Annotated in this window: 26 protein-coding genes; 21 read left to right on the top strand and 5 right to left on the bottom strand. The window is 54.8% G+C overall.

All coding sequences use genetic code 11. The features are described 5' to 3' along the window. Nucleotides 1-13: 13 nt before the first annotated feature. Nucleotides 14-1,225 carry an MIP/aquaporin family protein gene (locus tag ACUIAD_RS06475; RefSeq protein ID WP_445343108.1) on the bottom strand — a complete coding sequence of 404 codons (1,212 nt, stop codon included), beginning with the start codon at nucleotides 1,223-1,225 and terminating at the stop codon, nucleotides 14-16. A gap of 169 nt (nucleotides 1,226-1,394) precedes the next feature. Between ACUIAD_RS06475 and ACUIAD_RS06470 the strand changes: the two genes are divergently transcribed. The 3 genes from ACUIAD_RS06470 to ACUIAD_RS06460 all read left to right on the top strand — a co-directional run bounded on the left by ACUIAD_RS06470 (nucleotide 1,395) and on the right by ACUIAD_RS06460 (nucleotide 4,991). Then, a complete protein-coding gene (locus ACUIAD_RS06470; protein WP_015021805.1) occupies nucleotides 1,395-2,168 on the top strand; it encodes a pseudouridine synthase in 774 nt (257 codons plus the stop codon). Then, nucleotides 2,165-4,273, top strand: coding sequence for a bifunctional cytidylate kinase/GTPase Der (der, locus tag ACUIAD_RS06465; protein WP_445343107.1), 2,109 nt, complete (start codon nucleotides 2,165-2,167; stop codon nucleotides 4,271-4,273). The genes ACUIAD_RS06470 and der overlap by 4 nt, the downstream gene beginning before the upstream one ends. Before the next feature lie 238 nt (nucleotides 4,274-4,511). After that, a complete protein-coding gene (locus ACUIAD_RS06460) occupies nucleotides 4,512-4,991 on the top strand; it encodes a GNAT family N-acetyltransferase (protein WP_110452072.1) in 480 nt (159 codons plus the stop codon). 416 nt (nucleotides 4,992-5,407) lie between these two features. On the opposite strand, the gene ACUIAD_RS06455 is transcribed toward ACUIAD_RS06460, so the two are convergent. Then, on the bottom strand, nucleotides 5,408-6,136 hold the full coding sequence (locus ACUIAD_RS06455; RefSeq protein WP_445343106.1) for an SdpI family protein: 729 nt from the start codon (nucleotides 6,134-6,136) through the stop codon (nucleotides 5,408-5,410). 10 nt (nucleotides 6,137-6,146) lie between these two features. Further along, nucleotides 6,147-6,482 carry a metalloregulator ArsR/SmtB family transcription factor gene (locus ACUIAD_RS06450; protein ID WP_445343105.1) on the bottom strand — a complete coding sequence of 112 codons (336 nt, stop codon included), beginning with the start codon at nucleotides 6,480-6,482 and terminating at the stop codon, nucleotides 6,147-6,149. A gap of 310 nt (nucleotides 6,483-6,792) precedes the next feature. Here ACUIAD_RS06450 and ACUIAD_RS06445 point away from each other — a divergent pair, with 310 nt between their 5' ends. The 13 genes from ACUIAD_RS06445 to ACUIAD_RS06385 all read left to right on the top strand — a co-directional run bounded on the left by ACUIAD_RS06445 (nucleotide 6,793) and on the right by ACUIAD_RS06385 (nucleotide 17,258). Further along, nucleotides 6,793-7,440, top strand: a complete 648-nt coding sequence (locus ACUIAD_RS06445; protein WP_181414466.1) for an HAD family hydrolase — start codon at nucleotides 6,793-6,795, stop codon at nucleotides 7,438-7,440. A gap of 33 nt (nucleotides 7,441-7,473) precedes the next feature. Beyond that, nucleotides 7,474-8,184: an endonuclease III domain-containing protein gene (locus ACUIAD_RS06440; protein WP_110452068.1), complete on the top strand. Its 711-nt coding sequence runs from the start codon at nucleotides 7,474-7,476 to the stop codon at nucleotides 8,182-8,184. Between the two features lie 236 nt (nucleotides 8,185-8,420). Then, nucleotides 8,421-9,461: a zinc-dependent alcohol dehydrogenase family protein gene (locus ACUIAD_RS06435; protein ID WP_445343104.1), complete on the top strand. Its 1,041-nt coding sequence runs from the start codon at nucleotides 8,421-8,423 to the stop codon at nucleotides 9,459-9,461. A 329-nt stretch (nucleotides 9,462-9,790) separates the two neighbouring features. Further along, nucleotides 9,791-10,507 carry an ABC transporter ATP-binding protein gene (locus tag ACUIAD_RS06430; protein ID WP_445343103.1) on the top strand — a complete coding sequence of 239 codons (717 nt, stop codon included), beginning with the start codon at nucleotides 9,791-9,793 and terminating at the stop codon, nucleotides 10,505-10,507. A 32-nt stretch (nucleotides 10,508-10,539) separates the two neighbouring features. Continuing rightward, nucleotides 10,540-11,562 carry a hypothetical protein gene (locus ACUIAD_RS06425; RefSeq protein ID WP_445343102.1) on the top strand — a complete coding sequence of 341 codons (1,023 nt, stop codon included), beginning with the start codon at nucleotides 10,540-10,542 and terminating at the stop codon, nucleotides 11,560-11,562. A 32-nt stretch (nucleotides 11,563-11,594) separates the two neighbouring features. Continuing rightward, on the top strand, nucleotides 11,595-11,930 hold the full coding sequence (locus ACUIAD_RS06420) for a hypothetical protein (RefSeq protein ID WP_445343101.1): 336 nt from the start codon (nucleotides 11,595-11,597) through the stop codon (nucleotides 11,928-11,930). 317 nt (nucleotides 11,931-12,247) lie between these two features. Beyond that, entirely contained in the window at nucleotides 12,248-12,781 is a 534-nt protein-coding gene (locus ACUIAD_RS06415; RefSeq protein WP_445343100.1) for a ClbS/DfsB family four-helix bundle protein, read from the top strand. A gap of 208 nt (nucleotides 12,782-12,989) precedes the next feature. After that, nucleotides 12,990-13,586, top strand: a complete 597-nt coding sequence (locus ACUIAD_RS06410; protein ID WP_445343099.1) for an RNA polymerase sigma factor — start codon at nucleotides 12,990-12,992, stop codon at nucleotides 13,584-13,586. A 14-nt stretch (nucleotides 13,587-13,600) separates the two neighbouring features. Further along, nucleotides 13,601-14,446: a hypothetical protein gene (locus ACUIAD_RS06405; RefSeq protein WP_445343098.1), complete on the top strand. Its 846-nt coding sequence runs from the start codon at nucleotides 13,601-13,603 to the stop codon at nucleotides 14,444-14,446. Nucleotides 14,447-14,553: 107 nt separating this feature from the next. Further along, nucleotides 14,554-15,171: a hypothetical protein gene (locus ACUIAD_RS06400; RefSeq protein WP_445343097.1), complete on the top strand. Its 618-nt coding sequence runs from the start codon at nucleotides 14,554-14,556 to the stop codon at nucleotides 15,169-15,171. After that, a complete protein-coding gene (locus ACUIAD_RS06395; RefSeq protein WP_445343096.1) occupies nucleotides 15,168-15,926 on the top strand; it encodes a murein hydrolase transporter LrgB in 759 nt (252 codons plus the stop codon). The genes ACUIAD_RS06400 and ACUIAD_RS06395 overlap by 4 nt, the downstream gene beginning before the upstream one ends. Before the next feature lie 31 nt (nucleotides 15,927-15,957). Next, a complete protein-coding gene (locus ACUIAD_RS06390; RefSeq protein WP_445343095.1) occupies nucleotides 15,958-16,818 on the top strand; it encodes an ATP-binding cassette domain-containing protein in 861 nt (286 codons plus the stop codon). A gap of 35 nt (nucleotides 16,819-16,853) precedes the next feature. Continuing rightward, entirely contained in the window at nucleotides 16,854-17,258 is a 405-nt protein-coding gene (locus ACUIAD_RS06385; protein WP_110452058.1) for a DUF2511 domain-containing protein, read from the top strand. A gap of 299 nt (nucleotides 17,259-17,557) precedes the next feature. Here the strand turns inward: ACUIAD_RS06385 and ACUIAD_RS06380 are convergent, their stop codons facing one another. Then, nucleotides 17,558-18,088 carry a VOC family protein gene (locus tag ACUIAD_RS06380; RefSeq protein ID WP_110452057.1) on the bottom strand — a complete coding sequence of 177 codons (531 nt, stop codon included), beginning with the start codon at nucleotides 18,086-18,088 and terminating at the stop codon, nucleotides 17,558-17,560. Nucleotides 18,089-18,172: 84 nt separating this feature from the next. Continuing rightward, complete coding sequence (locus tag ACUIAD_RS06375) at nucleotides 18,173-18,976, bottom strand: MerR family transcriptional regulator (RefSeq protein WP_110452056.1); 804 nt, start codon at nucleotides 18,974-18,976, stop codon at nucleotides 18,173-18,175. 420 nt (nucleotides 18,977-19,396) lie between these two features. Here ACUIAD_RS06375 and ACUIAD_RS06370 point away from each other — a divergent pair, with 420 nt between their 5' ends. The 5 genes from ACUIAD_RS06370 to ACUIAD_RS06350 all read left to right on the top strand — a co-directional run bounded on the left by ACUIAD_RS06370 (nucleotide 19,397) and on the right by ACUIAD_RS06350 (nucleotide 24,007). Then, on the top strand, nucleotides 19,397-20,302 hold the full coding sequence (locus ACUIAD_RS06370) for an ABC transporter ATP-binding protein (protein ID WP_445343094.1): 906 nt from the start codon (nucleotides 19,397-19,399) through the stop codon (nucleotides 20,300-20,302). Continuing rightward, nucleotides 20,299-21,150, top strand: coding sequence for an ABC transporter permease (locus ACUIAD_RS06365; RefSeq protein ID WP_110452054.1), 852 nt, complete (start codon nucleotides 20,299-20,301; stop codon nucleotides 21,148-21,150). Before ACUIAD_RS06370 ends, ACUIAD_RS06365 begins: the two co-directional genes overlap by 4 nt. Then, nucleotides 21,147-21,947, top strand: coding sequence for an ABC transporter permease (locus ACUIAD_RS06360; RefSeq protein ID WP_445343093.1), 801 nt, complete (start codon nucleotides 21,147-21,149; stop codon nucleotides 21,945-21,947). Before ACUIAD_RS06365 ends, ACUIAD_RS06360 begins: the two co-directional genes overlap by 4 nt. 162 nt (nucleotides 21,948-22,109) lie before the next feature. Next, a complete protein-coding gene (locus ACUIAD_RS06355; RefSeq protein WP_181414437.1) occupies nucleotides 22,110-23,336 on the top strand; it encodes a sensor histidine kinase in 1,227 nt (408 codons plus the stop codon). After that, on the top strand, nucleotides 23,333-24,007 hold the full coding sequence (locus tag ACUIAD_RS06350) for a response regulator transcription factor (protein WP_110452051.1): 675 nt from the start codon (nucleotides 23,333-23,335) through the stop codon (nucleotides 24,005-24,007). Before ACUIAD_RS06355 ends, ACUIAD_RS06350 begins: the two co-directional genes overlap by 4 nt. Nucleotides 24,008-24,265 lie beyond the last annotated feature (258 nt).

Here is a 24,265-nt window from a genome sequence, read left to right as displayed (position 1 = left end):
CCGGCCAGACTACTCAGCCTTCCGTAGGCTTGTCAGTGGATGAATCGTCAGCGTCTTCTTTTTCGGGAGCAGTGTGAACGGGCTCGGCCTGAAGATCTGGAATGGTTCCTGCATCGGCAGGGGCAGCAGCATTTCTATCAGCGTCTACATGCTGGCCAGCATCGTCATCGGGCAGAGCCGATAGATCGACAGTTTGAGCGGTGTTGTCTACAGGGGCAACCGAGGCGGCAACATCAGCAGCGGGAGTTTGAACCGAAGAAGAAGATGCTTGATCCGATTGATCCTGAGCCTGGACACCTACGGCAGCAAAGGCGTCAGCCTGCGCTTCTACGCCCGGCTGTGCATCTGGCTGAGCATCAATAGCGATGCCCACGGTATGCATAGTCATATCGTTGGTGACGATGCTGGTCATGATGATGACCAAGGCCACCAAGGAGGCAGCCAGCAGGGGGCAGATCCAGAAGAGCCAGAGCTGGGAGATCGGGCTGACAGCCATGTGCTTGGACTGGGCGAAGATGGCGATGCCAGTGGAGCGAGCTGGGTTCAGTCCCGAGCAGGTGATGGGGTAGGTGACCAGCACGCCGACGCCATAGGCCAACCCGGTATAGAGAGCATGGTTGCGACGGGCGCGGCCGTCGGAGCGCAGGGTGGTGATGGCCGCAGCCACCACGATTATGCAACCGATCAGCTCAACTACAATGGCCATAGGCGCCCCGAAGTCGATGTGCTGCTGGCGCAGGGCGGCTGCAGCGGGCGAACCTTCTGAAAAACCGTTGACCGAGAGCATGAGCCAGTTCTTGTCCGGGAAGGACTTGCTGACAGGAATAAGAGCCACTGCGAGCGCACCAGCACCAATAGCGCCGATCACCTGGGCGACGATGTAGATCAGCCCGTCCACGATGCCGATCTGCGAGGTGAACATGGCGGCCACGGTCACGGCAGGGTTGAAGTGTCCACCGGAGACGCTGCCCAGCACGGCTGTCACAACCAGGTACGCCAAGGCGGTTCCCAGAACCGGCAGCACTACGCTGGGCTGACCCATGACCAGCTGGCCGAAGCTGTAGGACAAGTAGATGACCGCACATATCAGGAAGGTGCCCGCCAATTCTGCAGCTGCCCGAATCCAACGAATATCACGAGGCTTGATCCGCCTGCGGACTGGCTTTCCGGCAACCTGCCCGTCGGCCTGCTCAAAAACTGGCTCAGAGTTTGTTTCCATAGTCATGTTCCCCCTTTACAATCCCTCCGACGACGATAAACAAGAACAGCTTCCAGCCTAGGCCATACCAGCAACACTTCCCTAGGCTCCGATATAGTATAATGTGACCTTTCGGCGGCTGCGGCCGACCAGAACGTCATCCGTTGCATATCTATCAGGCCACGTTGGGAGAACGATGCCACATCCATACACACAGGCGATCAGAGCGCGCGAACAAGGGGAGGAGGGCATCCGCCTCCAAAAGGTGCTGGCCCAGGCCGGATTCGGCTCTCGTCGCAAATGCGAGCAGATCATCACCCAGGGCAGGGTCGAGGTCGACGGCGAGCTAGTCACCACGCTGGGCAGCCGGGTGGACCCCTCCCGCCAGCAGATCCGGGTGGATGGATCCCGCATCCATCTGAACGACAAGCATGTCACACTGGCCCTGAACAAGCCCCGCAAGGTCCTATCGACCATGGACGACCCCAAGGGCCGGTTCACCCTGCGCGACATCATCGGGGACCGCTACGAGCGAGTCTTCCACATGGGCAGGCTGGACTATGACTCCGAGGGCCTGATCCTCATGACCGACGACGGGGAGCTGGCTCAGCACGTCATGCACCCGCGCTACGAGGTGGAGAAGACCTATATAGCCACGCTCAGCGGCCACATTGGCGGCAACGTCTGCCGACGGCTGGTCACCCAGGGAGTCGAGTTGGACGACGGCCTGATTCGCTTGGACCATTGCGCCATCATCGACCACAACCGTGAGCACACCATCGTCAAGGTGGTCCTGCACTCGGGCAAGAACCGGATAGTCCGGCGCATCTTCGGCGCCATCGGCTACCCGGTGACCCGGCTGGTGCGCACCCAGATCGGCCCCATCCGACTGGGCGAGATTCGTCCTGGCTCCTACCGGGTCCTCTCCGCCGCCGAGATTAAGGCACTGGATAAGGAGGTCGGACTGTGATCACTGTCGCCATCGATGGCCCTGCAGGAGTGGGCAAGTCCTCCACCTCGCGTGCCCTGGCCAAGCATTTCGGACTGGCCTATCTGGACACGGGCGCCATGTACCGGGCGGTCACCCTCTGGTGCATGAACCGCGGACTAGACCTGAACGCAGACCAGCCCGACCAGAAGGCGATCACCGAGGCCGTGGCCGATTCCATCACCGGGGGCCACCTGGTCATGGGTCTGGACCCTGAACATCCCAGAGTCAGCCTGGATGACCGTGATGTGGATGAAGAGATACGCTCTACCAGGGTCTCCGAGCACGTCTCTGTGGTCTCTTCGATTCCAGCCGTGCGACGGGTTCTGATCGCTGCTCAGCGGGCCATCATGGACGACCAGGAGCGCGGCGTAGTGGCCGAGGGACGGGACATCACCACCGTGGTGGCCCCTGATGCCCAGGTCCGTGTGCTGCTGACAGCCCGTGAGGAGGTCCGCCAAGCCCGTCGAAGTGGCCAGGCCCAGGCCGGGTCAGCCGGCGCCGAGGATCTGGCTGCCCGGGATGCCCGGGATTCCAAGGTCACCTCCTTCATGAGCGCTGCTGACGGGGTGACCACCGTGGACAACTCCGATCTGACCTTCGAGCAAACCCTGCAGGTCCTGATCGATCTGGTCTCCTCGGCTATGGAGGAGGACTCCTACGACCAGTACGCCCGCAACCTGGACGACTATGAGCTGGACGAGGAGGACCGTGCCCTGCTGGAGGGCGGCTCCGAGAACCAAGATGACCAGGATCAAGGCCCCAAAGCCGTAGGCGTGCTGGCCGTGGTGGGAAGGCCCAACGTGGGCAAGTCCACCCTGGTCAACAGGATTCTCGGACGCCGCGCTGCCGTGGTCGAGGACACCCCAGGCGTGACTCGGGATCGCGTCAGCTACGAGGCCGAGTGGGCCGGCACTCAATTCAAGCTGGTGGACACCGGGGGCTGGGAGAGCGATGTGGAGGGCATCGAATCCGCCATCGCCTCCCAGGCACAGGTCGCCGTATCCCTGGCTGATGCCGTCATTCTGGTCGTGGATGGCCAGGTGGGGCTGACCGCCAGCGACGAGCGGATCGTCACCATGCTGCGGGCCGCGGGTAAGCCGGTCGTCCTGGCCGTCAACAAGCTGGATGACCGGATGGCCGACTACACCGCCTCCGAATTCTGGAAGCTGGGCCTGGGCGAACCCTATGCCATCTCCGCCATGCACGGCCGGGGGATAGGTGACCTGCTGGATGCCGCGCTGGAACAGCTCAGCAAGGCTGAGAAAACCTCGGGATTCCTCACCCCGAAGGGGCTGCGTCGGGTGGCCCTGGTCGGCCGGCCCAACGTGGGCAAGTCCTCCCTGCTCAACCAGCTGGCCCACGAGGAGCGGGCCGTGGTCCACGATATGGCCGGCACCACCAGAGATCCGGTCGACGAGGTGGTCCAAGTGGACGGCGAGGATTGGCTCTTCATCGACACCGCCGGCATCAAGCGCCGCCTGCACAAGATCTCGGGTGCCGAGTACTACTCCAGCCTGCGCACCCAGGCGGCCATCGAACGCTCGGAACTGGCGCTGATCCTCTTCGATGCCTCCCAACCCATCGCCGACCAGGACTTGAAGGTCATGAGCCAGGCTGTGGATGCGGGCCGGGCCATCGTCCTGGTCTTCAACAAGTGGGATCTGCTGGACGACTTCGGCCGTCAGCGTCTTGAGCGGCTCTGGCAGACCGAATTCGACCGGGTCACCTGGGCCGAGCGGGTCAACCTGTCTGCCAAGACCGGCTGGCACACCAACCGGCTGGCCAAGGCCATGCGCACTGCTCTGGAATCATGGGACAAGCGCATACCGACTGGCAAGCTCAACTCCTTCCTGGGCAAGGTTCAGGCCGCGCACCCGCATCCCTTGCGAGGCGGCAAGCAGCCGAGGATTCTCTTCGCGACCCAGGCCTCAACCAGGCCGCCGCGTTTCGTGATCTTCGCCACCGGCTTCCTGGAACACGGCTATCGCCGCTATTTGGAGCGCTGCCTGCGCGAGGAGTTCGGCTTCGCGGGCACGCCCATTCAGATCTCCGTGCATATCCGCGAGAAGAAGAAGCGTAAGTGAAAATGGCCCCTGGCCTGGCTCTTTAGTCGGCACAGGGACCTTTCCATAACCCTGCAGACCGGGCGTAGCACCTTGACCCTCTTCATTCCAGTCGGAACGCAATGCAAACTTGGCTGACGGGGTTTGTATTTATCCCGCAGCTTAGATTTTATTAATTAACTTTTGGAACACCTAAAGAAGGTCTTTGCGCCATTACTAAATGCAATAATTCCGAGTCTGTAGATTGAGTAGGGAAAATATGAAATATAAAAACATATCGCTATTAACTCAAGCAAATGCAGACCTGATCGCCAGAAAATGGCATTACAGCGATACTTATAGTTTTTATGATATGGAAAATGATCCAGAGGATTTTGAAGAAATAATCACTCCAAAATTGCGTGGAGATAAGTATTATCAGGTTTTGAATGATAAAGATGAACTGGTTGGTTATTTTTGCTTGGAAAGGTTATCAGAGCAAAAAGTGGAAGTCGGTTTAGGATTGAGACCGGATTTGACCGGACGAGGGCTGGGATTAAATTTCGTTACAGAGATCGAAGCATTTATACAGAATAATTCCAATTACAGAATAATAGTTCTATCAGTGGCTAGCTTCAATAAACGTGCAATTAAAGTTTATCAGAGAGCAGGATTTAAAATAGAAGACTCTAAACTGCAGAAATCGAACGATGGCGTATATGAATTCATAAATTTAAGCAAAACTGTGAATGGCTACTAAGAAAGCAAGAACTTTCCTGGGATCTAAACTGACTATAATATAGCTATGCAAGTTCAAGCGGGTAAACGTGCGGGGGATTGCTGGGCGTGCAGCCAGTCATTATTTTATATAGATGAGAAGGATATCGGGGATGCTCTTACATCCCCGGTTGAAGTGCATTAGCTTTTATCTCTGGTTTCCATGAAATACAGGGTTTGTGAGGTGTCTGTTATTACAGTTTCTAGGGAGAGAGCAGATGCCTGTCCAGACTGTTGCAGCTTGGCTAGTGAAATAATGCTGATAATGAAAGACTGTGCTGCCGGGTACTTGATTTGATCTAAATCAGCTCCGAATCCTTCAACGAATTCAGGAAGTTCTTACTTGTATCCTGATCTGTCATTCACAGTCCCCTTTAGCTCACGCATTGCCTACATGAACTAACGGTGGTAGACAGGTTCTCCTTGCCCGGCATACTTTCTGCCAGCGTATGAACCATAGGCAAGAATGAGTACAAGAGCGATTGCCAGAGCGGTTCCACAGATCCAATAGAGCCTGACTCCGCTATAAGCCAGGGCAGACAGGATCATGACCACGCCCAGAATCATGAAGAGCACCCCGCCAAACCGCTGACAACGGCGCCAAGCCTCGCGGCTGGAGAAGGCACCTGGCACCCGAAAACCGCTGATGCCATTGGGCCTGATTTTAGGAGCAAGATTGCTGATGACTATGAGAGTCAGACCAGTCAATAGCATGGCAACCTTATCAATGCCGAAATCCGTCGGCCACCGTCCCCAATGAGGATCAGCGGAAGCTAATTCGAACAGATCTAAAACCGCGAAAATAATCTGCATGCATAGCCCACCCAGAAGAAAAACGGTCAAAGTATGTCCCGCTTCATCACCACGTTTAATCAAATATGCACGCAGGACGAGCATGAGGATGGTCCAAATCAGCGCAATGACCAGACAGAAGCAGGGCATCCAAACCAGCTCCTGGGGAGAGCCCCAGCGATCCACCTGGTTCTGTGCGTTCCAATGAAGCGGGACCTTTTCGTGTGGCAGACGATTGACCACTAAGCAGCTTACGCCCAGCATGATCATCCCCGGCAACCACTGAGCCACGACCAGGCTCGGGACGAACCGACCCGCTTTGCCGCCATCAGCCATGAGAGTCTCCTTACTCTGAAATCGCCGCCGAATCAGTTTCCGTGCTTGCAGTCTGCGGTACAGGCAGACTTCTCTTGTCACTGGCGCTTGTCCGCAGACGGTAGAGCCATTGAATGGTGCTGTCCAGCACACTCAGATTGAGTTCGTAGATGACCCTGGTGCCCTGCTTGTGGCCGACAATCAGGTCTGCTTCTTTCAACTTCCGCAGATGATAGGACAGCTTGGATGGCGTCATTCCCAGTTTTTCGGCCAGACGTCCCGCCTCCATGCCGCCCTGCTCCAAAAGATCCAGCACACGACGACGCAGGGGATCAGCCAGAGCCGCTGTTGTTTCTTGAATAGCCATAAGTCTCCTTTTTCGATGATTTTCTCTAATATTTGCATGCTAACATTGTTTCAACCAATATTGTATATCTTCTTCAACTTTTATGCGCTTTTCACTCACTGAGCGCAAAATAATTGACAACCGTTTGGATTGAAGCCTCATGTGGCAACATTAGACTGTTGAGCATACCTACTTTTTAATCCCAAGGCTTATCGAGGAAGACTGCGACTCTAAGATGCTCGACCGTACCTGATCTGTGGTGATGCTAGTATAAATAACTTCGACGAATAGGAGAACATGCAGCGTGGGCGAAGATAGAACAAAAGTCAACATTGGCAAGGCCGCCATCTTCGATCTCGACGGCACGCTTCTGGATTCTATGGGAGTCTGGAAGGAAATCGACCAACGATTCTTTGCTCGCCGCAACATCCCTATGCCGGACGACTACGCATCTGTAGTGGCATCCATGCAGACCGGTGCCATCGCCAGATACACCATCGACCGCTTCCACCTTGACGAGCGCCCAGAAGATCTTGTGGAAGAGTGGAACGAGGATGCACTCCTGCTCTACGCCACAGCTGTGCAGCCCAAACCACATGCACTTGATTACCTGCAAGCGCTAAAAGCCAGCGGTGCCGCCCTGGCTGTGGCAACCAGCCTCCCTCCGCGCCTGCGACAGGCTGCTCTGAAACACGCTGGCATGACCGATTATTTCGACCAGGTCTGCAGCGTGGATGATGCCAAAAGCATCGGCAAGGAGGAACCAGAAATCTATCTGTTGGCTTCGCGGATGCTGGGCGTCGCGCCTGACCACTGCACAGTGTTCGAGGATCTTCTGGTCGCCGTCGATTCGGCCAAGCGCGCTGGGATGAAGGTCTGGGCCATGTACGACCAGTCTTCGGCCAAGGATTGGGACTCCATTCGCTCTGAGGCCGATGGCGCTATCACTGATTTCGCCCAGGCGCCTGCCATCCTCTGACTCGCTCCGCACCGGCTGGAGCCAGCTGTTACCATGGAAAGTGTCAAGCAGTTTGGTGGAGGCGTTATGGGCAATTCAGGCAGGATAAATGCCGGTTGCTCAAAGTGGCTGTACTCACGTTTGCTCGCTCGTCTGGGAGTACAGAATTGGTGGCCGGCAGAGACCGACTTCGAAATGATGATCGGAGCGGTGCTGGTCCAACATACAGCCTGGGGAAACGCGGCCATGTCCATCGAGCAGTTGCGCACGGCCGATCTGCTCAATCCCTGCAACATGGCCGACGTCGACCTGGCAAGACTGACGAACTTGATCAGATCAAGCGGCTTCATGAAGGCCAAGGCACGCACCTGCAAAGCCCTGGCTCAGTGGCTGCTGGCTCATGGCATCCGTACGGCCGATGTTGAGGACTGCACGGATGAAGGCCTGCGTGACGACCTGCTCACCATTGCCGGGGTTGGACGCGAGACGGCGGACGTCATACGGCTCTATGCCTTCGGCCAGCGCTGCTTCATCTGGGACGCCTACGCACGCCGGATGCTGGACGGTCTGGGGTGGGCCTCCTTGCGGTCATACCAAGAGGGTGAAGAGTACGAGGCGGATTTTATTCGGGTTGATCAATGGCCACTGAACGATCTGCGCGAATACCACGGGCTGATCGTCCAAGCAGGCAAAAACCATCGCAATCCCCAAGCCTATGCCGCCTTCCTTAAGGAACTTGGCAGTCCTGAAAGCTCTTCCAAGTGAGTTGATTTCTTGTGGTTCGGCCGAGTCACAAGACATATGACGGTACACCTATACGGCACCTATATATGGTTGCATCTTGTGACCGTATTCCCGCGTAACAATCTTGTCCCCACCTCGGTGAATCGCGCACAAAAGGTATTGACTTGACTTCAAGCGGATTGAACTCCGTAGACTATGTTTCATCCGCATACTTGGCAGGCAAATACGCCAGGTAGTGAAGAATGGGGAGCAGGAGCATGAAGGCAGCAAAGTTTGTAAAGCCGGGCCGCATCGAGCTGGAGGAAGCACCGATGCCGACTATCGAAAAGCCTGGAGATGCCGTGATTCGGATCGTCCGTGCCTGCGTGTGCGGATCCGACCTGTGGTGGTACCGGGGTATTTCCTCAATGCCCTCAGGCAGTCATGTAGGGCACGAGGCCATCGGCCTGGTCGAAAAGGTGGGCTCGGATGTCACTCATGTCAAGCCAGGGGACTTTGTCATAGCGCCTTTCACTCATGGCTGCGGGCACTGCGCAGCCTGCAGGGCTGGCTTCGACGGCGACTGTTTTGATCCGGACAGGCGGGGGAGCGGCGGCTACCAGAGCGAGTATCTGCGATTCACCAATGCGGACTGGGCCTTGGTGAAGATTCCAGGCCAACCTGAGGACTACAGCGACGACATGCTGGACTCTCTGCTGACCCTCTCCGACGTGATGGCCACCGGTTATCATGCAGCCGCAACAGCCCAGGTCAAAGAAGGCGACACAGTCGTGGTCATGGGCGATGGAGCGGTGGGTCTGTGCGGAGTCATAGCAGCCAAGCTGCGCGGGGCCGAACGCATCATTGCCATGAGCCGGCATGAGGACCGCCAAAGGTTGGCTAGTGAATTCGGTGCCACTGACATCGTGGCTGAACGCGGCGACGCTGCTGTGGAGCAGGTCATGGCCCTCACCGACGGAGGCGGAGCCGATGCGGTCCTGGAATGCGTGGGCACTGAACTGTCCACAGATACCGCCGTCAGGGTGGCTCGGCCCGGCGCAGTGGTCGGCCGGGTCGGCGTACCGCAGCAGACCACCATGGACACCTCTAAGCTGTTCTGGCGCAATGTTGGGCTGCGAGGGGGCACGGCCGCAGTCACCACATATGACAGGCATCTGCTGCTTGACCAAGTGCTCAAGGGCAACATCCAGCCAGGCAAGGTCTTCACCCAGCGCTTTGCCTTGGATCACATCCAGGAGGCCTATGAGGCCATGGACCAGCGCACCGCCATCAAATCCCTGCTGCTTGTCAGCGAATGAGGCTGCTGCAGTAATCAGCTGATCCCCGCCGCTACTGACTTTGCCAGTGGCGGCGCGTAAGCATAGCTGCCCGAGCGTGTCGGTCATTTCGAAAAATCAGGGCCGTGTCAGGGATAATTCAGGGTAAATCAGGGTATTTCATCCCTTCTTTCGCTGATATCAATGGAATTGACTGTTGACGACAAGGATGACCGTTATACAGGGTCAAGCGACGAACGAGGGTACATGACATCTGCGAGGCGAATCAGCATTACTGAGCGTAGATGCCTCGGTCTGGAAGGTCGTCGATGATCATCCAAGGGAAAGATGCAACTATGAATGACCCCAGCGTGAGCGTGAGCAGAGGCCCGACACCGACAATTGAAGCTACGGGGCTGTCCATGGTGGTCTCCCCGCGCCGCGGCGATTCACTGACCATTCTCAATGACATCGCATTCACTGCCTATCCGGGGGAGATGACCGGCATCATAGGGCCGTCAGGCAGCGGCAAATCGACGCTGCTGTACTGCCTTGCTGGGCTGGAGAAGGCCACTAGCGGCACTGTGCTTCTGCTGGGCAAGGACATAACCCATCTGGGGCTGTCGGCCATGACCAAGTTCAGACGCCAGCATCTAGGCTTCGTATTCCAGTCCTACAACCTGATCACCAGCATGACAGTCGAGCAGAATCTGGCTTTGCCATTCACCCTTCGTGGAACCCGCTTCCCCAGAAAGACGGCGGATTCTCTCTTGAAGTACTTTGGCCTGATCGATCAGAAAAAGAAAAGCGTCACCCTGCTGTCTGGCGGCGAGCAGCAACGTGTTGCCCTGGCCCGGGTCCTGTTATCCGACGCAGACGTGGTATTCGCGGACGAGCCAACTGGCGCCCTGGATCAGGAATCCGGAGAAAAGGTCATATCGGTGCTGAAGGAACTTGCCAACCACGAAAAGAAAACCATCGTTTTGGTGACGCATAACAATGAGGTGGCAGGCCAGTGCGATCGGCTTTTTGCCGTGCGCGATGGCCGCATCAGCCAGTCATTCTCTGCGAAAGCGCCCATGGCATGAGAGGCGCTCTGTCCGAACTCAAAGCAGCGCCCATGGTCTGGAGCGCCGTCTTGCTGGCCATGGTCGTATCCCAGACTGTCATCTGTTCCCTCATTGCGGTCGCCGCAATCATTGATCAGGACTATCAGGGCCCGGAGCAGGAACTTGGATCCTCATACACTGGTCCCGCCTTAGCATTCAGCGTGATCATCACCGTAGCTGTGCTGCTATGGGTCATAAACTCAGCACTGAATCAACGACGGCATCAACTGGCGCTCATGGTTTTACAAGGCGCTCTGCCTTGGCAACTGCTGGCCTGGAATCTGCTGATAGTCATAGGATTATTCATCCTGTCTATTGCAGCCACCTGCCTTTTGCTGCCAGTGATTACGCCCTTGATCTTCGCCATGGTGACAAATCCACTCGATTTTCATTTGACGTATGCCAGCAGCCACCTGTTCAATTCGCTGGGCAAAGGCCTCGCTTTCAGCGCTGCGCCCATCTTCATAAGCACCCTGTTGACTATCCGTTCGCTCTCGAAAATACGACCAATGGAAGCACTCAGGCAATCCCAAAATCCGCCAAAGCGGATAGGCGTCTTCCGCTTCCTTCTGGGGACCATATGCTTGATTGGCGCGGGCTGCATGCTGCTGATTCCAGCTTTTACACTTGCAACTAACCCTCGTGCCAGTCAGATGAGCAGCGATGCCGTTCCAGATCAGATGACGGTATTTCTTGCCTTCGCCATGGGCGGCATGTTCCTCCTGATATTCTCGCTGGCGGCTTTCGCGCCATACCTCCTGCCCGGCTTCACGGCGATATGGACGCGTATTGTGGCGTTGCCATCCAGAACCTGGAGGCTGGCAGGCCAGCAGGCTGTCGGCAGCATACAGCGCCAGGGAGCGGCGATCATCCCGATGACTGCAGGTCTGTCATTGCTGATGACCGTCAGCGGAGGGTTAAGCACGATGATCACCACCATGCAAGTCGCTTTGCCCCCCCCACACCAGACAGCACTATTCCGGCGACCGCAGACATGTTTGCGAGTCTCTTGGCGCTCACTGGACCGCCACTGATCATCGCGATAACAGGTGCAATTGCAGGCACCTTGATCACTTCCAAAGGCAGAGGACCTGATCTGGCGCTGACCTACGTATCAGGTGCTGGAATCGGCCAGCTCAGAGTATTGGGCGCACTTGACGGCATCATCACTATGATTACCAGCACACTGTTCTCCCTGGTCATCACCTTGCTCTGCACCTCATCCCTTACCTTCATGCTCTCGCGCTTCATGGGCAAAGCACAGATGAGCGTGCAATGGGGCGCTTGGATCGTAGTGGTGCTCATCGCATCCGTGCTTGGTGCCGCAGCCACAGGAATCCAAGCTCTGACCACCAGATTCGAGAACTCTGTCAGCGTCATATCGCATGCCATAGGCGAGTAATAAAGTCCTGCTGTATGCACCCGAATACATATTTGAGCCAAGCAAAGCCTGCCGACATCTGCCATTCCCTCATGCCTCTTGTTAAATAAATTAAGTCGGGTATATGCAGAGCTTGGCTTGATGGATTTAATTGTTAGGTAGGTGCAACTGTGAGCACTTGATGGTTTCCCGCCAATACAGGTAAACACTGAAGTATGCGACGATTTCCTACACGCGAGCATTTGCAAGGCTCATATAGGGTACAGTCGATGACAAACCGAGACAGGTGACGATGGACCAGTCAAATCTTGTCAACAACAGACAAATGGAGGACCGTCATGGCGCGACCTACCACCAAGGAAGAACTCATCAAGGCGGCTGATGATGGCTTCGACAAACTCGTGGCGCTGCTTGAGCCGCTGACACCTGAAGAACGCAATGGCCGCTTTTCCTTCGATCTGAGCAAGGAGAAGGGGGCCCATTGGGCACGCGACAGGAACATCAAGGATGTGCTCGTTCATCTCTATGAGTGGCATCAGCTGCTGTTGAACTGGGTGGAGGACAACCAGCAGGGCAGGGCCCACGACTTTCTTCCTGACGGCTACAACTGGCGTAATTACGGCGAAATGAATGTGAAGCTGCGTGACGAGCATGATGACACCACCTACGATCAGGCCTTGAACCTGTTTATCGAATCCCATAAGAAGGTCATGGCCCTGGCGCAATCGTTCACCAACGAACAGCTATTCACCAAGGGCGCCCTCCCATGGACAGGAAACTCTACCTTGGGCTCTGCCTTCATCTCTTCGACCTCCAGCCATTACGACTGGGCCCTAAAGAAGATACGGAAGTACTTGAAGGGGCGCAAATAAGCACTAGGACACCTACACCTGATAAGAGGTTGCTTGATACACAGACGTTAATGAGTTGTCTTGCGACGGGATTCACAGGATGGGCGACCCTAAAAGCGACATCCCAACATATTCGTAATAGCAATGGAGCATAACCGCGATAACCGCTTGCATAGCCGTAAGCAAGACGATATCTAGGATGTAGACAAAACAGAGAAGGACATCATCAGTGAAACGATCTCGCATTGATCCAGACGCTGATGATATAAGGCTGATCAGGATGGTGGCTGACGGAAATGAATCGGCCTTTGAAGCGCTTTACAATAAGTATGCTCATACCGTCCAAGCCTTTATTTCCTTGCGAATATCCGACGACGAGGATGCCAGTGAAGTTTTTGCTGACACATGGCTGGGCTGCTGGCGTTCCTCAAAAACCTTCCGCGCAGACAGCAAGGTGCTCACCTGGATACTCAGCATTGCCCGGCGGCAAATCTATATGAAACGTCGCAAACCGAAACCACCTGAACAAATGGATCAGGTGGAACTTGACTCGATAACCGATGACCAGCTGGAGCCTGTAGAACTGGTCAATAAGGACCTGACGATGGAAATAATACGGCAAAGGATTAATGCACTCCCAGCAGAAATGGCATACACGGTAACCCTGGCTTGGCTCCACGAGTTACCCTACCCGGAAATAGCCTCCCTGCTCGACGTTCCAGTTGGGACTGTGAAATCTCGCATTGCCCGGGCAAGGCAGATCCTGCGCCCGCAGTTGACCGACCTCGCTCCTGTCAAAACCCAAAAAGTGCCGAGCCAGAGATAATTGAAGGCGTGATTATGACAGACCGATATAAGAGCACAAGCCCAGATAGCACAGGCCCAGTCACCGAAGAATACCAGGGTGAAGTTCAAGAGGCGCTTAGGGAAAAAGAGCAGAATGCCCAGCCGGCAGTTCCGGCTTTTACTAGCGTAATGAAGGCCATCCACCAGAAGCCGTCCTTGGCGACAGATCAGCCAATACCATTCATGCGTCAAATACGTTCCTGCGGCCCGCTTGTTCGGGCCCAATTCCGCCTCATACCGCGATATATCTTACTGGTGGAAATTGCGATAGCAGCGTGCTCGGTTTTAATTAGCAACGTAATGCAAGGTGCACGGTATGGCAGTCTCGGTATGCATATCTTTTCAAATATGCTCATGCTCAACATGGCACTGACCATGATCCTGGTCTTTTCCATTAAAGATGATCGTGAATTAATGCTCAGTATGCCCCTGGGACCTCAAGTTGTAGTAGCTTCTAGGCTATTGCTGGCCTTTATCTCCAATATTGTCGTCGGGGGAGCAGCCTTATTGATTGTCACTGCAATCAACCCTGGAATAAGGCCCCTGCCAGTTATTGCCCAAACCATAGCCCCCATAACACTCCTGGCGAATATCGTGGCCCTGTTATGCATATGGCAATGCTCTTGGATTGCACTGCTCCTAGGGGTACTTGCACCACTAATGAGAACTTTGCAGAACTTTCGGTCATCATTTTTCCTACCGGCATGGGTCAATTCGGTGCCCACTACAACCGCAGCCTGGGCAGGGACCATCCTACTGACAGCGGGACTCCTATCTGCTGTTATCCTTACAGCCCCTCTTGCCTGGCATACTCAACTCGCCGGTGGAGATAACAATTAATGAACCTTTTCGTCCTCTCTCGCTACTAACTAAGCAGACGGAACGAGTAGCGAGCAATGTCTGGCGGCAGCTGAGGCCAAAACCAGATATGAGGAAGGTGGACGAGGTTGGCTTTCGTAGGTATACAGCTCAAGAGGCTTTATAGGCTGGTATTGCTGCCGTTTATACTGACTGCAGGCATTCTTTTTGTGGGCTTCTTACTGGAGGGCATTTGGTCACCGGGCCGCATACGGCCACTTATGATGGTTCTCACTCAGGTGCCTGTAATTGCTGCTGGCCTATCTACAGCTTTTGTGCTCAATGGTGACCCAATCATTGAACTTGCTGAGTCAACTCCAACTGGATGGCGGAAGGTTCAAGTGACCAGGATGCTTATCATTACCGGAGCATTTCTTACTGCCGTAGGCCTTCTTTTTATCGGCTTGCATATGATGCGACTTTGGCCACGTGACATGGGATGGGTGAGCATCATTTCCCCGGTTGGCAGTATATTCATTGTCAACTGTCTAGTGTTCCTTATAGCCGTACTCACCACGTCTATGCCAACATCGTCGCTGGCTTCCATAGCTATTTGGCTGTTTTTATGCTTTGTATGGGATCCATACATCACCGATCCGGTCCGGCAACGACTCATTCCATTGTTTATTGCAGCGGCAGGCGCAATCTTCGGATGGAACATGTGCGGTGATGCGGAGCGCAATGTTGTAAAGGTGGCAGCCCTATGAGGATACTGAGCCTTGTACGCATCACGCTACTGATGTTTTATCGGCGCAAAGCCTTGTGGATGGCCAGCATACCGCTGGCGCTCTTCGCCCTCTTTTTGGCCTATGCTTCTCCTATGTCACCTGGATTCAGCAACATACAGGGTCTTGTCTTTACCGGACAGGTTCTTGCTATGTTCACCCCGTTGGCATACGCAGCATCTTTTAGCGACCTTATGACTGCAGGCAGGCGAACAGGTATGGACGAACTTGAATCCACCTCCCCTTTGCCGATGGCCGTCATCCGCTCAGCTCATGTCTTGGGAGCCTGGGTCATCTGCATATCATCTTCCCTGCTTTTCCTTGTATTGATCGCGATCCGCCAAGCCATTAACGGCAACGGTAAGGCAATACTGGTGGCCCTGGCAGTAGCACTTGTCATACTCTCACCATCAATACTGATTGCTATGGGGATATCCGCCCTGCTGGGAGCCCTGTTGCCCACGATCGTAGCCCGAATTCTTGCCGTCCTGGTATGGGCCTGGCTGGCTTTCTATACCCCCCTCTTACCAATCCCAACGCTCAATGGCGGCCCCCTGGCAGTCATTGGCGATCCCATTGCGCAGGGATGGTTTCATACCAATCCTATGTACATACCGGCGAACGGCCCCTTTACCATCCAATCAGGAGTCATATCCCTACTCTGGCAGGCGTGTATTATCTTCCTCCTTTTCACTGGTGCAAATATGGCCTCCAACCACATAAAAGTTCGGGTCTGACTATCTACCGACTTTGAAAGGAATTACCCACATGTTTATCTCGATTGACCATCTGACCAAGGATTTTCGGGGGAGACCGGCCGCTTTAAACGATCTGACCGTTGATCTTCCACAGGGCATGATAGGACTCATAGGGCCAAATGGTGCAGGCAAAACAACCCTCATGCGCATTCTCACTGGAATAATCAAACCAACTACAGGTAAAGTTTTTATTGATGGACAAGACCTGTCTTCGCCGGCCAACAGGCGAAATCTAAAACGGCACCTGGGTTATCTGCCACAGCACATCACCCCCTACGACAACCTGTCCCCGCTTGAATTCCTTGACTATATCGGCATCTTGAAAATGATTGACAACAAACACATGCGGCAGGAGCAGACGCATACCCTCCTGGAACAGGTGGGATTAGAAGATGTAATGAACTTACCTATCCGGGGGCTATCCGGGGGTATGAGGCGCAGGGTTGGCATCGCACAGGCACTTATGGGCGACCCCCAGCTGCTGGTAGTCGACGAGCCCACAGCGGGGTTGGATCCCGAAGAGCGCATGCGGTTCCGCACGCTCCTTGCCCAGCTGGGGCAGGATCGATCTGTCATCCTCTCCACCCATATACTCGATGACGTTGCACAAACCTGCCCCTGGGTATGCGTATTACGTTTCGGACGCAAACAGTATGACGGGCCGACTGAGGGGTTGATCCATGAAGCTGCCGGTCATACCTGGATCACGCCCCCTATCGCGGCCCCACCGGAAAATGCCACAATCATCAACGCGGAACCCACCCCACAGGGGACCAGATACCGCATAGTTACCGATACACCGCCCGCGGGCTCTGTAGAAACTGCGCCCAACCTTGAGGACGGATATATGGCTTTGGCCAGCGAGCGCTAGAAACCGTCTCCAAGTATGAAAGAACGTCGATAATTATGAAACGAATCAAGCAGAGCCTCAGAACCCTTTTCCTTATATGCGCCACAATTATGCTGACAGTGGGGGTCGTCGGCTGCACTGATGGCATAAAGCACCCTGAAGAGTATTCCACTGATGGAAGCAATAAAGTCGCAGCTACCAGCAACCCGCAAACAATTTCGAAAGAAGATCTAGGTCACACCTGGCCTCTTAAAGTTGATGAGGGCACCGTGTCATGCAAGCTCAGCAAGCAGGGAGACCCCATCCTCCGCTTTACCACCTTAGATGGTGAACAGTACGCACTGAACCAGGTACAAGACAATGAGCATCTCAAAAGCATTGAAACACTAAAATCAGATAAGAGTAAGTCAGTAGGAACTCTGATGAGTTTCGCCTTCTCGGTCTGTGACGTCCCAAAATAAACCATTTTTACAGAGCTTTGTGGCTTGTCCTCTCCAGGTAGCCTAACTGATCTTACCGGGTCCAGAGCAACCTGCCAGATTGTGTATCTACATTCTGTTACAGCCGTGCCATTCAACTGACTGACAGCGCTGTTGGAATGCTCCTTCTTACCGCTATGTTCTGCCGGCCATCGAGGCCGGAGCCAACAACTATCTGCTCAAAGATGTAGAGCCATATGTTTTGACCCGCCGGCTGTTCGGGACATCTAATGGTTGCTCTTGCAATCAAATCACGAGTAGGGGAGGTGCTTGATCTTTGCTCATTGACCGTGCATGTTTAGATAAACTTCGGTCTGTTCCTTGTCGACAGCCAAGGCAGCTGTGAGGGTAAGGACGAGGCCTTCCGGAGTGTGAATCCTGGCTTCAAGCGAATTCCACGGCTTACGTATTGGAGCTGAAGTGGAGCCCGGACGGAGGCGCTCACATGCATCCACAATCTTGCCTATCTGCTTTTCCGCGACTGCTACGCTCAGGCTTCCTATGGACTCCATATCCGTATCAGAGCTTCTAGTATTGGAACCACTCTTACGAATCAGCACATCCTGAAAGGCCCAGCGCCGCAAGTGAATCATCATGCCCGGCATGGTGTATAAATTGATGAAACCCAATCCCTGCGTCCAGAAAGCTTCAGATTCTCCTAGATTGTGGCTATACAGGCACATGAACATGGGCATGAGGTAGATGCCCCTATAAGGCTCCGGCGGTTCCGCATTCTTTCCGGGCTCCGGCACGGGACTGATTATTGCTGCTCCTGTATAAGCAGCCGCTTTGGACTGGTCACGGTTGTGCATGGTTGTCTCGTTTCTTAGCTGAAGGATTTTCAATTGGGTTCTCAATCAGAAGACGTGATACGTGGGTGGAAGACACTGACTGCATCACTCCCATCTGGCGGTGGCTGGATCTATCCCGCTTGCACGTGCTGCGGTTTCGATTGCAACCAGCATCCATTGCGCCAATCCAGGTTCCAGCTGTTCGTAATGGCGCCTGAAACGCGGGTCGGCCACATACATCCGCCCCAGAATGACGTGCATGGACGGCGTCACATGGAACCATGACAAAGCCTGCCGATGCTCGTCAATCAGTTCGAGAACCTTATCTGATGTCGGAGCCAAACCCTTTCGTTTGGCTTGTGCAAGCTCACTTTCTACATTTTTGAGCCGGACCGTGTCCTTTTTCTGCTCTTGCTCGGAGCACATGGCCTTTCGCTCCGCATACTCAAGCCACTGCCTGCTAGTACCCCAGCGTTCGTATGCTTCCGAAAAGTACTGGTCCTCCTGACCGGTCTTCGTAGCGGCTAAATCATTACCTGACTTCCCGTCAGCAAGGGTTATGAGCCGGTCCAAACGATCCGCAGCTTTCCTAAGAAGCTGAATTTTCTCCTCAATTCGCGAACGCTGACCTCGCAACTCATCCAAGGCCAGCGGTGCCTTGCAATTGAGCAATGCCTTGATTTGTCGGGCATTGAATCCCATCTCCCTATAGGTCACAATTCGCTCCAACTGTGCGACGTCATCCTGCAGATAATGCCGGTAATTCGACTGATCGCGAAAGGGGGAGATCAGTCCTTCCTCCTCCCAGTGACGCAACATTCTCCGACTGACCCCAGTAAGCTCAGACATCTGACCGATGCTCAAGCCGCTCCTGCTGCCCTCGCCACTGAATTTACTTTCGCGTGTCATGCCTTGACCCTAAACCCTGCCATTATGTCAAGGTCAAATCGTTTGTTTTCTGGGGGATGGGTGAGTGAGTGCATACACACGCCGGCCCCTAGCGTCCCAATACCCAATAACAGGTTCTTGATGAGGACGCTTTTGGTTCTGCTTGCTTGCAAAGTAGCCCCTATTCAATCATGAAGACGACTAAATCCAGCAAGACTCTTTTCCTATGGATACAAATCAGCCTCATCAGCAGCGACTTGTCCCCTGCAGGGGACAGTTTCTTTTCCCGCGTTGAGGGATTGCATCCGCCGAACTTGCATAGGAATCAGTTGAATTCCGATTGGAAGGGGAGGCACAATGACATATACGGACGGAAACAATGACCCGCAACTGGCTGTGGTTACACAGGGGCTGGTCAAGGCCTATGGAGCTTTCAAAGCCGTGGATGGGCTGAATCTACAAGTGCCGGCTGGCGGGGTCTATGGACTGTTGGGACCAAACGGAGCCGGAAAATCGACCACCATGAAGCTCCTTCTGGGATTGACAAAACCGACTGCCGGAAGCATGTGGCTGCTAGGACAGCAGGTCGGAAAGAAGACTACGATCCAGCCGGGCCGTGTGGGCTCCATGATTGAAGGACCCAGCTTCTATCCAGGCCTGTCGGGTCTCGATAACTGCCGCATGGTAGCCGATTATCTGGGTCTGCCAGTTTCAGCTGCCTCAGAAGTGCTAACCAAGGTTGGATTGCGTGGATACGAGAAAAGGAAGGCGGGCGCCTACTCTCTGGGGATGAAGCAGCGGCTGGGCATCGCCGTGGCGCTGATCTCGCAGCCGGAACTCCTGCTCCTGGATGAGCCCACCAATGGCTTAGATGCAGAAGCTGTGGTCGAGGTGCGACAAATGATCATGGACTTGGCCGCTTCCGAGGGAGTCACCGTCATCATCAGCAGCCATATCCTGTCCGAGGTTGAAAAGATGGCTCCGATGGTTGGCATCATTGCCGATGGTCACCTGCTCTACCAGGGAACATTGGAAAATCTGCGCGAAGAGGGCCATATCGATCTACGGGTGTCCGACCCTGGGCTCGTGGCAGAGATGCTCGAAACTCAAGGCATTCAACACGAATATATCCGGAAGAGTGCAACCCTGCGCATTCCCGGGATGCCAGATCCGCAAATCGGGGCGCTGGTGACTCGGCTGGTATCGCATGGTCTGCAGGTATACCGTGTCGCTTCCGAACGCAAGAGCTTGGAAGAGGCCTTCCTCGAACTCGTGGAAAACCCGCAGAACCATGTAGCGCAGGGTCCTGTGAAGCCGTTCGGTCATAAACAGAGGAGCGCACGATGAGCTCTGTCGAATCATTCTCCATGCGGCCCGAAGAATTTCGATTGGGAAAGCCGCCACGCTCATCCCATCCAGGAAGGCTGCTTGTTCTGCTTTCGATGGAGCTTCGCAAGTTGAAAGGCTCCTCATTTTGGTGGATGGCCTTGGGCATGATTGTTCTGGTTTCGTCATGGTCGGGCTTGGCATTCATGAAACGAGCTGAATCTTCGAACCCCGCCACTCGTACCGTAGCCCTTGCACAAGGTGAGATATTCCAAACTGTTGGCCTGCTTGCACCCATCCTTGCAGCTCTGCTGACCAGCCGACTTGCCGTCATGGAGAGCAGCGAGCGCATGGATCTCAAATGGCGCTCCCTAGGACAGGATGCGACTGAGAGGTTTCTTACCAAGCTCATAGTTGCTGGGAGTGTGATTACGCTATGTTTCGTAATTCCTCTGACGTGGGTACCGCTGGCAGCTTCAGCACAAGGATTCCATCTCGATGGCAGTCTGGCCGAATACATACTCCTTCCGGCACTGATTGCTTGCTTCTCATCCATGGCTGTCACGGCCATACAACTCGCCCTCTCCCTGACTATCGAAAGACAGGCCATAGGCCTGGGTCTGGGTGTGATAGCCGGTCTGATCGGGACTGGACTGGGCCCGATGAATATGCCGGCTCTGGGCTGGTTCTTCCCAGCCGGGATCAGTTCCGCGGCCAACCCGTTCCTATTTTCAGCCAGCTCTGATGGTTTTGCCAGAATGACCTTGGTCGCCAATCCCTGGCCAAAAGTCCTGACTAGCCTTCTGGTCTGCATTATCTGGTCGGGAATATCAGCATTCATCATCAAGGTCAAGGAGTCAGGCCGATGAACAGGCAATACCCTTCAAACGCTATAACCATCGCCCCGATGCATCGCCACAAGCCATCGATCGCCGCCGCCTTCAAATGGGAGATTCACAAGGCCGGCAATCTCTGGTACTGGCTGGCCACCATGCTCTTCGACGCCATAGGAATCTTCAACGGTTGGGACCAGTATCAGAGCTACAGACCGGACTTCCAGACTCAAGGAGTGACCTGGGCTGCGGTCTGGGGGCAGGCGATCCTTCTGCCAAGTATGGTCTTCATACCAGTCCTGGTCGCAGCCTTTGCAGCCCAGGTTGGAGCCAACGAGCACAAGGGACGCAACTGGCAGCGCCTTAATGCCTCCGGCATGATCGGGACTGCCATAATCGGGAAGATGCTGCACGGACTGCTGGCATCCCTCCTTACCGTCGCCATTTTCGAATCCGAATTCATACTCGTGGGCGTTCTGGTAGGAGGCTTTGACCCAGCGGAACTCGGTCCCTATCTTATGCGTGGCATACCAATGACGTTGGCAGTGTGGGCCATTATGACTCTGACCCAGGCCATAGCCGCCAGAGCCGAATCCTTCGCCTCGACTATGAGCATCATGTTTCTGCTCACCCTGGGAGGCTGTGTGCTGTCGGTTGCCGCACCTGCCTTGGCGCTGCCGTATCCGCTGGCCTTGATCACCACTGCATCCGCAGCCCGTGACATGGGCAATATCGCATCCACGACCTCTATGGCAAGCTCGTGCATGGTGGCAATCCTCTGGGTGCTGATCAGCCTCCTTATATTCCGGCACCAGGCTCGCAGAGCCATCTGATCTTAAGCGCAGAGTCAATAAAGAGAGGGTAACGCACTTGCCAGGCCGCACATCTCAGTGTCTGACAGCATAATGGAATACCAGCAGTTATCAGGAAGAGGCTCACCGATGAGAGCAGGCAAGAAGACTCAAGGTTGGATTCAGTTGTGGAACCGGCCATATATGACCTTCGTGGCAGTCTTTTTCTGCGCCCTCTACGAGACAGGGATGCTGACCAGGCTGATCCTTGCCCCAAGCAGCGCCAACCAGACACTCTACCAGGTCATGAAGTCTGCCAGCTGGGGCTTGCCTCTGTTTGTGGTCATTATTTTCATCGCACTTGTCACCCTATGCCTGCGCCGTCTATATCCTATGGCGACCCTGCAGGTGGTCAGTGGCCTGCTTGCCCTGACTGCCGCAATCTATGGCTCGGGATGCACCTACCTGGTCATTCCCTGGATTGTCAGCATCTACGCCTGCGCGGTAGAAGCCAAGAGCGTGACATCATTGACAGCTGGGCTGGGTAGTTCCGCCATTCTAGGCCTGTTCAGCATCGTACTCTCTGCCAATTGGCATCATGATGTCCACTTCACTGACCTTCTGTATCCGACTGGATTGACTTTCGCCCTCTGCCTGACAGTCGCCTTCCTCTCACGCTCTGTAAGGCAGTCACGCATGTCAGAGCAGGCATTGGAGGAGGAGCGCTCACATGCTCTAACTCTGGCCCATGAGCGGGACCAGGCCATGCATCAGTCCAGGGTTGCCGCCCAACTGCATGACAGCGTGGGTCACGACTTGACCGCCATCATCGCCTTATCCGAGGGACTGGATCATGCCAGTGGAAAGCCGGAAATTGATGAGGCTATATCGGTGATTAATGACCTGGCACGGCAAGGACTGGAGGACACCCGAACAGCTGTCAAAGCCTTGCAATCAGAGACAGATCCGAAAAACGACCCACAGCCGGCCACAGGGGAGAGGCATGGCTGGGATGACATCAAACCCATTCTCGGTCACGTCCGTCAAGCCGGCATCAGCACTGCCCTGACGGAAACGGGTCGTCGGCCACAGGATTCCGAACAGGCCGACCTGGCTTTCACCATCACCAGGGAGGCGATTACCAACGCCCTCCGCCACGGACAGGAGGTCAACCGTATTGTGGTCTCCTGGGATCACAACAGCCGGGGCGACATAGATATCACCGTTCGCGATGATGGACGAATCTTGAATAACGAAGCCGACAATACCAGTAGCAGCGGTACAGGTCTTGCCAGGTTAAGAGCCGAGGTGCAAGCTCATGGTGGCAGCTTCCATTCGGATCCTGGTTCTGATGGTTGGACCTTGCAGGCCCACATACCCTCGCTAGCCACAATGGCAGCTAACAATACAGGTATGAAGGAGAACGCATGATCCGCGTCATGATCGTCGACGACCAGCGACCGACCCGCATGGGACTGGCACTCATGGTCGCTAAGGATCCAACCTTACATGTCATTGCGCAGGCGGCCAACGGCCAAGAAGCTTTGGATAAACTGGCCACATCCGCCGAAAATCAACAGCCTTTGCCTGATGTGATTCTGATGGATGTGCGCATGCCTGTCATGGACGGGCTGGATGCTACCAGCCGTATCAAAAAGCTCCATCCTGAAATAAGCATTCTCATTCTGACCACCTACGACGAGGACGACTATGCCTTCACAGCTCTAGGGGCGGGCGCCTCCGGGTTCCTACTCAAGGATGTCAAGACAGCCGATCTGAACAGAGCCATCCATGCCGTACATGCAGGCGATGCTATTCTCACGCCGCGCATCACAGCCGAAGTGATCAGGAGAGGAGTTCCAAGTCCAAAAGCCAATGATGAATCTGAGGCTCGCCGTAAATTCGCGCAACTGGGCAAACGCGAACTTGAGGTCGCGTCGCTGGTCAGCCAAGGCCTGACGAATGCGGAGATTGCCGAGCGCCTCCAGCTGCAGCCTGATTCGGTCAAAAAGACCGTCAGCCGCATACTGACAAAACTCAAGGTCAGGGACCGAATCAACATCGCCGTTCTCTGGTATCAGGCCGACATGACGAACCAGTAATCGTATTGAATGCTGGCTCGCTCATTCATCGACGGAAGAGAACTACATCCGGCTGTATTTTGTGCGCCTAAATCCATAATTGGCGATAGAGTCCCGCCATTTGTAGGAATTGCTTATTACGGTGCAAAGCAAACGAATGCAAACGAAAGCAATAGCTCTATTTAGTTTGATTTGATGTGATCTGGCCTGCAATGCAGGGTCTTGCAATAATCAGATCTGAATTCCAGCGCAAACTTGTCAATATGAAAATGAGCGGGC

It is taken from the genome of Bifidobacterium sp. ESL0819 (assembly GCF_052606245.1).
This window is presented reverse-complemented; position numbering and strand designations above follow the sequence as displayed.

Excerpts from the sequence above, each read along its gene's own strand:
- ACUIAD_RS06425 (WP_445343102.1), top strand. The coding sequence starts at position 10,540 with ATGGTCTGGAGCGCCGTCTTGCTGGCCATGGTCGTATCCCAGACTGTC.
- ACUIAD_RS06405 (WP_445343098.1), top strand. The coding sequence starts at position 13,601 with ATGACAGACCGATATAAGAGCACAAGCCCAGATAGCACAGGCCCAGTC.
- ACUIAD_RS06380 (WP_110452057.1), bottom strand. The coding sequence starts at position 18,088 with ATGCACAACCGTGACCAGTCCAAAGCGGCTGCTTATACAGGAGCAGCA.
- ACUIAD_RS06435 (WP_445343104.1), top strand. The coding sequence starts at position 8,421 with ATGAAGGCAGCAAAGTTTGTAAAGCCGGGCCGCATCGAGCTGGAGGAA.
- ACUIAD_RS06415 (WP_445343100.1), top strand. The coding sequence starts at position 12,248 with ATGGCGCGACCTACCACCAAGGAAGAACTCATCAAGGCGGCTGATGAT.
- ACUIAD_RS06395 (WP_445343096.1), top strand. The coding sequence starts at position 15,168 with ATGAGGATACTGAGCCTTGTACGCATCACGCTACTGATGTTTTATCGG.
- ACUIAD_RS06475 (WP_445343108.1), bottom strand. The coding sequence starts at position 1,225 with ATGACTATGGAAACAAACTCTGAGCCAGTTTTTGAGCAGGCCGACGGG.
- ACUIAD_RS06375 (WP_110452056.1), bottom strand. The coding sequence starts at position 18,976 with ATGACACGCGAAAGTAAATTCAGTGGCGAGGGCAGCAGGAGCGGCTTG.
- ACUIAD_RS06360 (WP_445343093.1), top strand. The coding sequence starts at position 21,147 with ATGAACAGGCAATACCCTTCAAACGCTATAACCATCGCCCCGATGCAT.
- ACUIAD_RS06385 (WP_110452058.1), top strand. The coding sequence starts at position 16,854 with ATGAAACGAATCAAGCAGAGCCTCAGAACCCTTTTCCTTATATGCGCC.
- ACUIAD_RS06350 (WP_110452051.1), top strand. The coding sequence starts at position 23,333 with ATGATCCGCGTCATGATCGTCGACGACCAGCGACCGACCCGCATGGGA.
- ACUIAD_RS06460 (WP_110452072.1), top strand. The coding sequence starts at position 4,512 with ATGAAATATAAAAACATATCGCTATTAACTCAAGCAAATGCAGACCTG.
- ACUIAD_RS06365 (WP_110452054.1), top strand. The coding sequence starts at position 20,299 with ATGAGCTCTGTCGAATCATTCTCCATGCGGCCCGAAGAATTTCGATTG.
- ACUIAD_RS06450 (WP_445343105.1), bottom strand. The coding sequence starts at position 6,482 with ATGGCTATTCAAGAAACAACAGCGGCTCTGGCTGATCCCCTGCGTCGT.
- ACUIAD_RS06455 (WP_445343106.1), bottom strand. The coding sequence starts at position 6,136 with ATGGCTGATGGCGGCAAAGCGGGTCGGTTCGTCCCGAGCCTGGTCGTG.
- ACUIAD_RS06440 (WP_110452068.1), top strand. The coding sequence starts at position 7,474 with ATGGAAAGTGTCAAGCAGTTTGGTGGAGGCGTTATGGGCAATTCAGGC.
- ACUIAD_RS06355 (WP_181414437.1), top strand. The coding sequence starts at position 22,110 with ATGACCTTCGTGGCAGTCTTTTTCTGCGCCCTCTACGAGACAGGGATG.
- ACUIAD_RS06390 (WP_445343095.1), top strand. The coding sequence starts at position 15,958 with ATGTTTATCTCGATTGACCATCTGACCAAGGATTTTCGGGGGAGACCG.
- ACUIAD_RS06470 (WP_015021805.1), top strand. The coding sequence starts at position 1,395 with ATGCCACATCCATACACACAGGCGATCAGAGCGCGCGAACAAGGGGAG.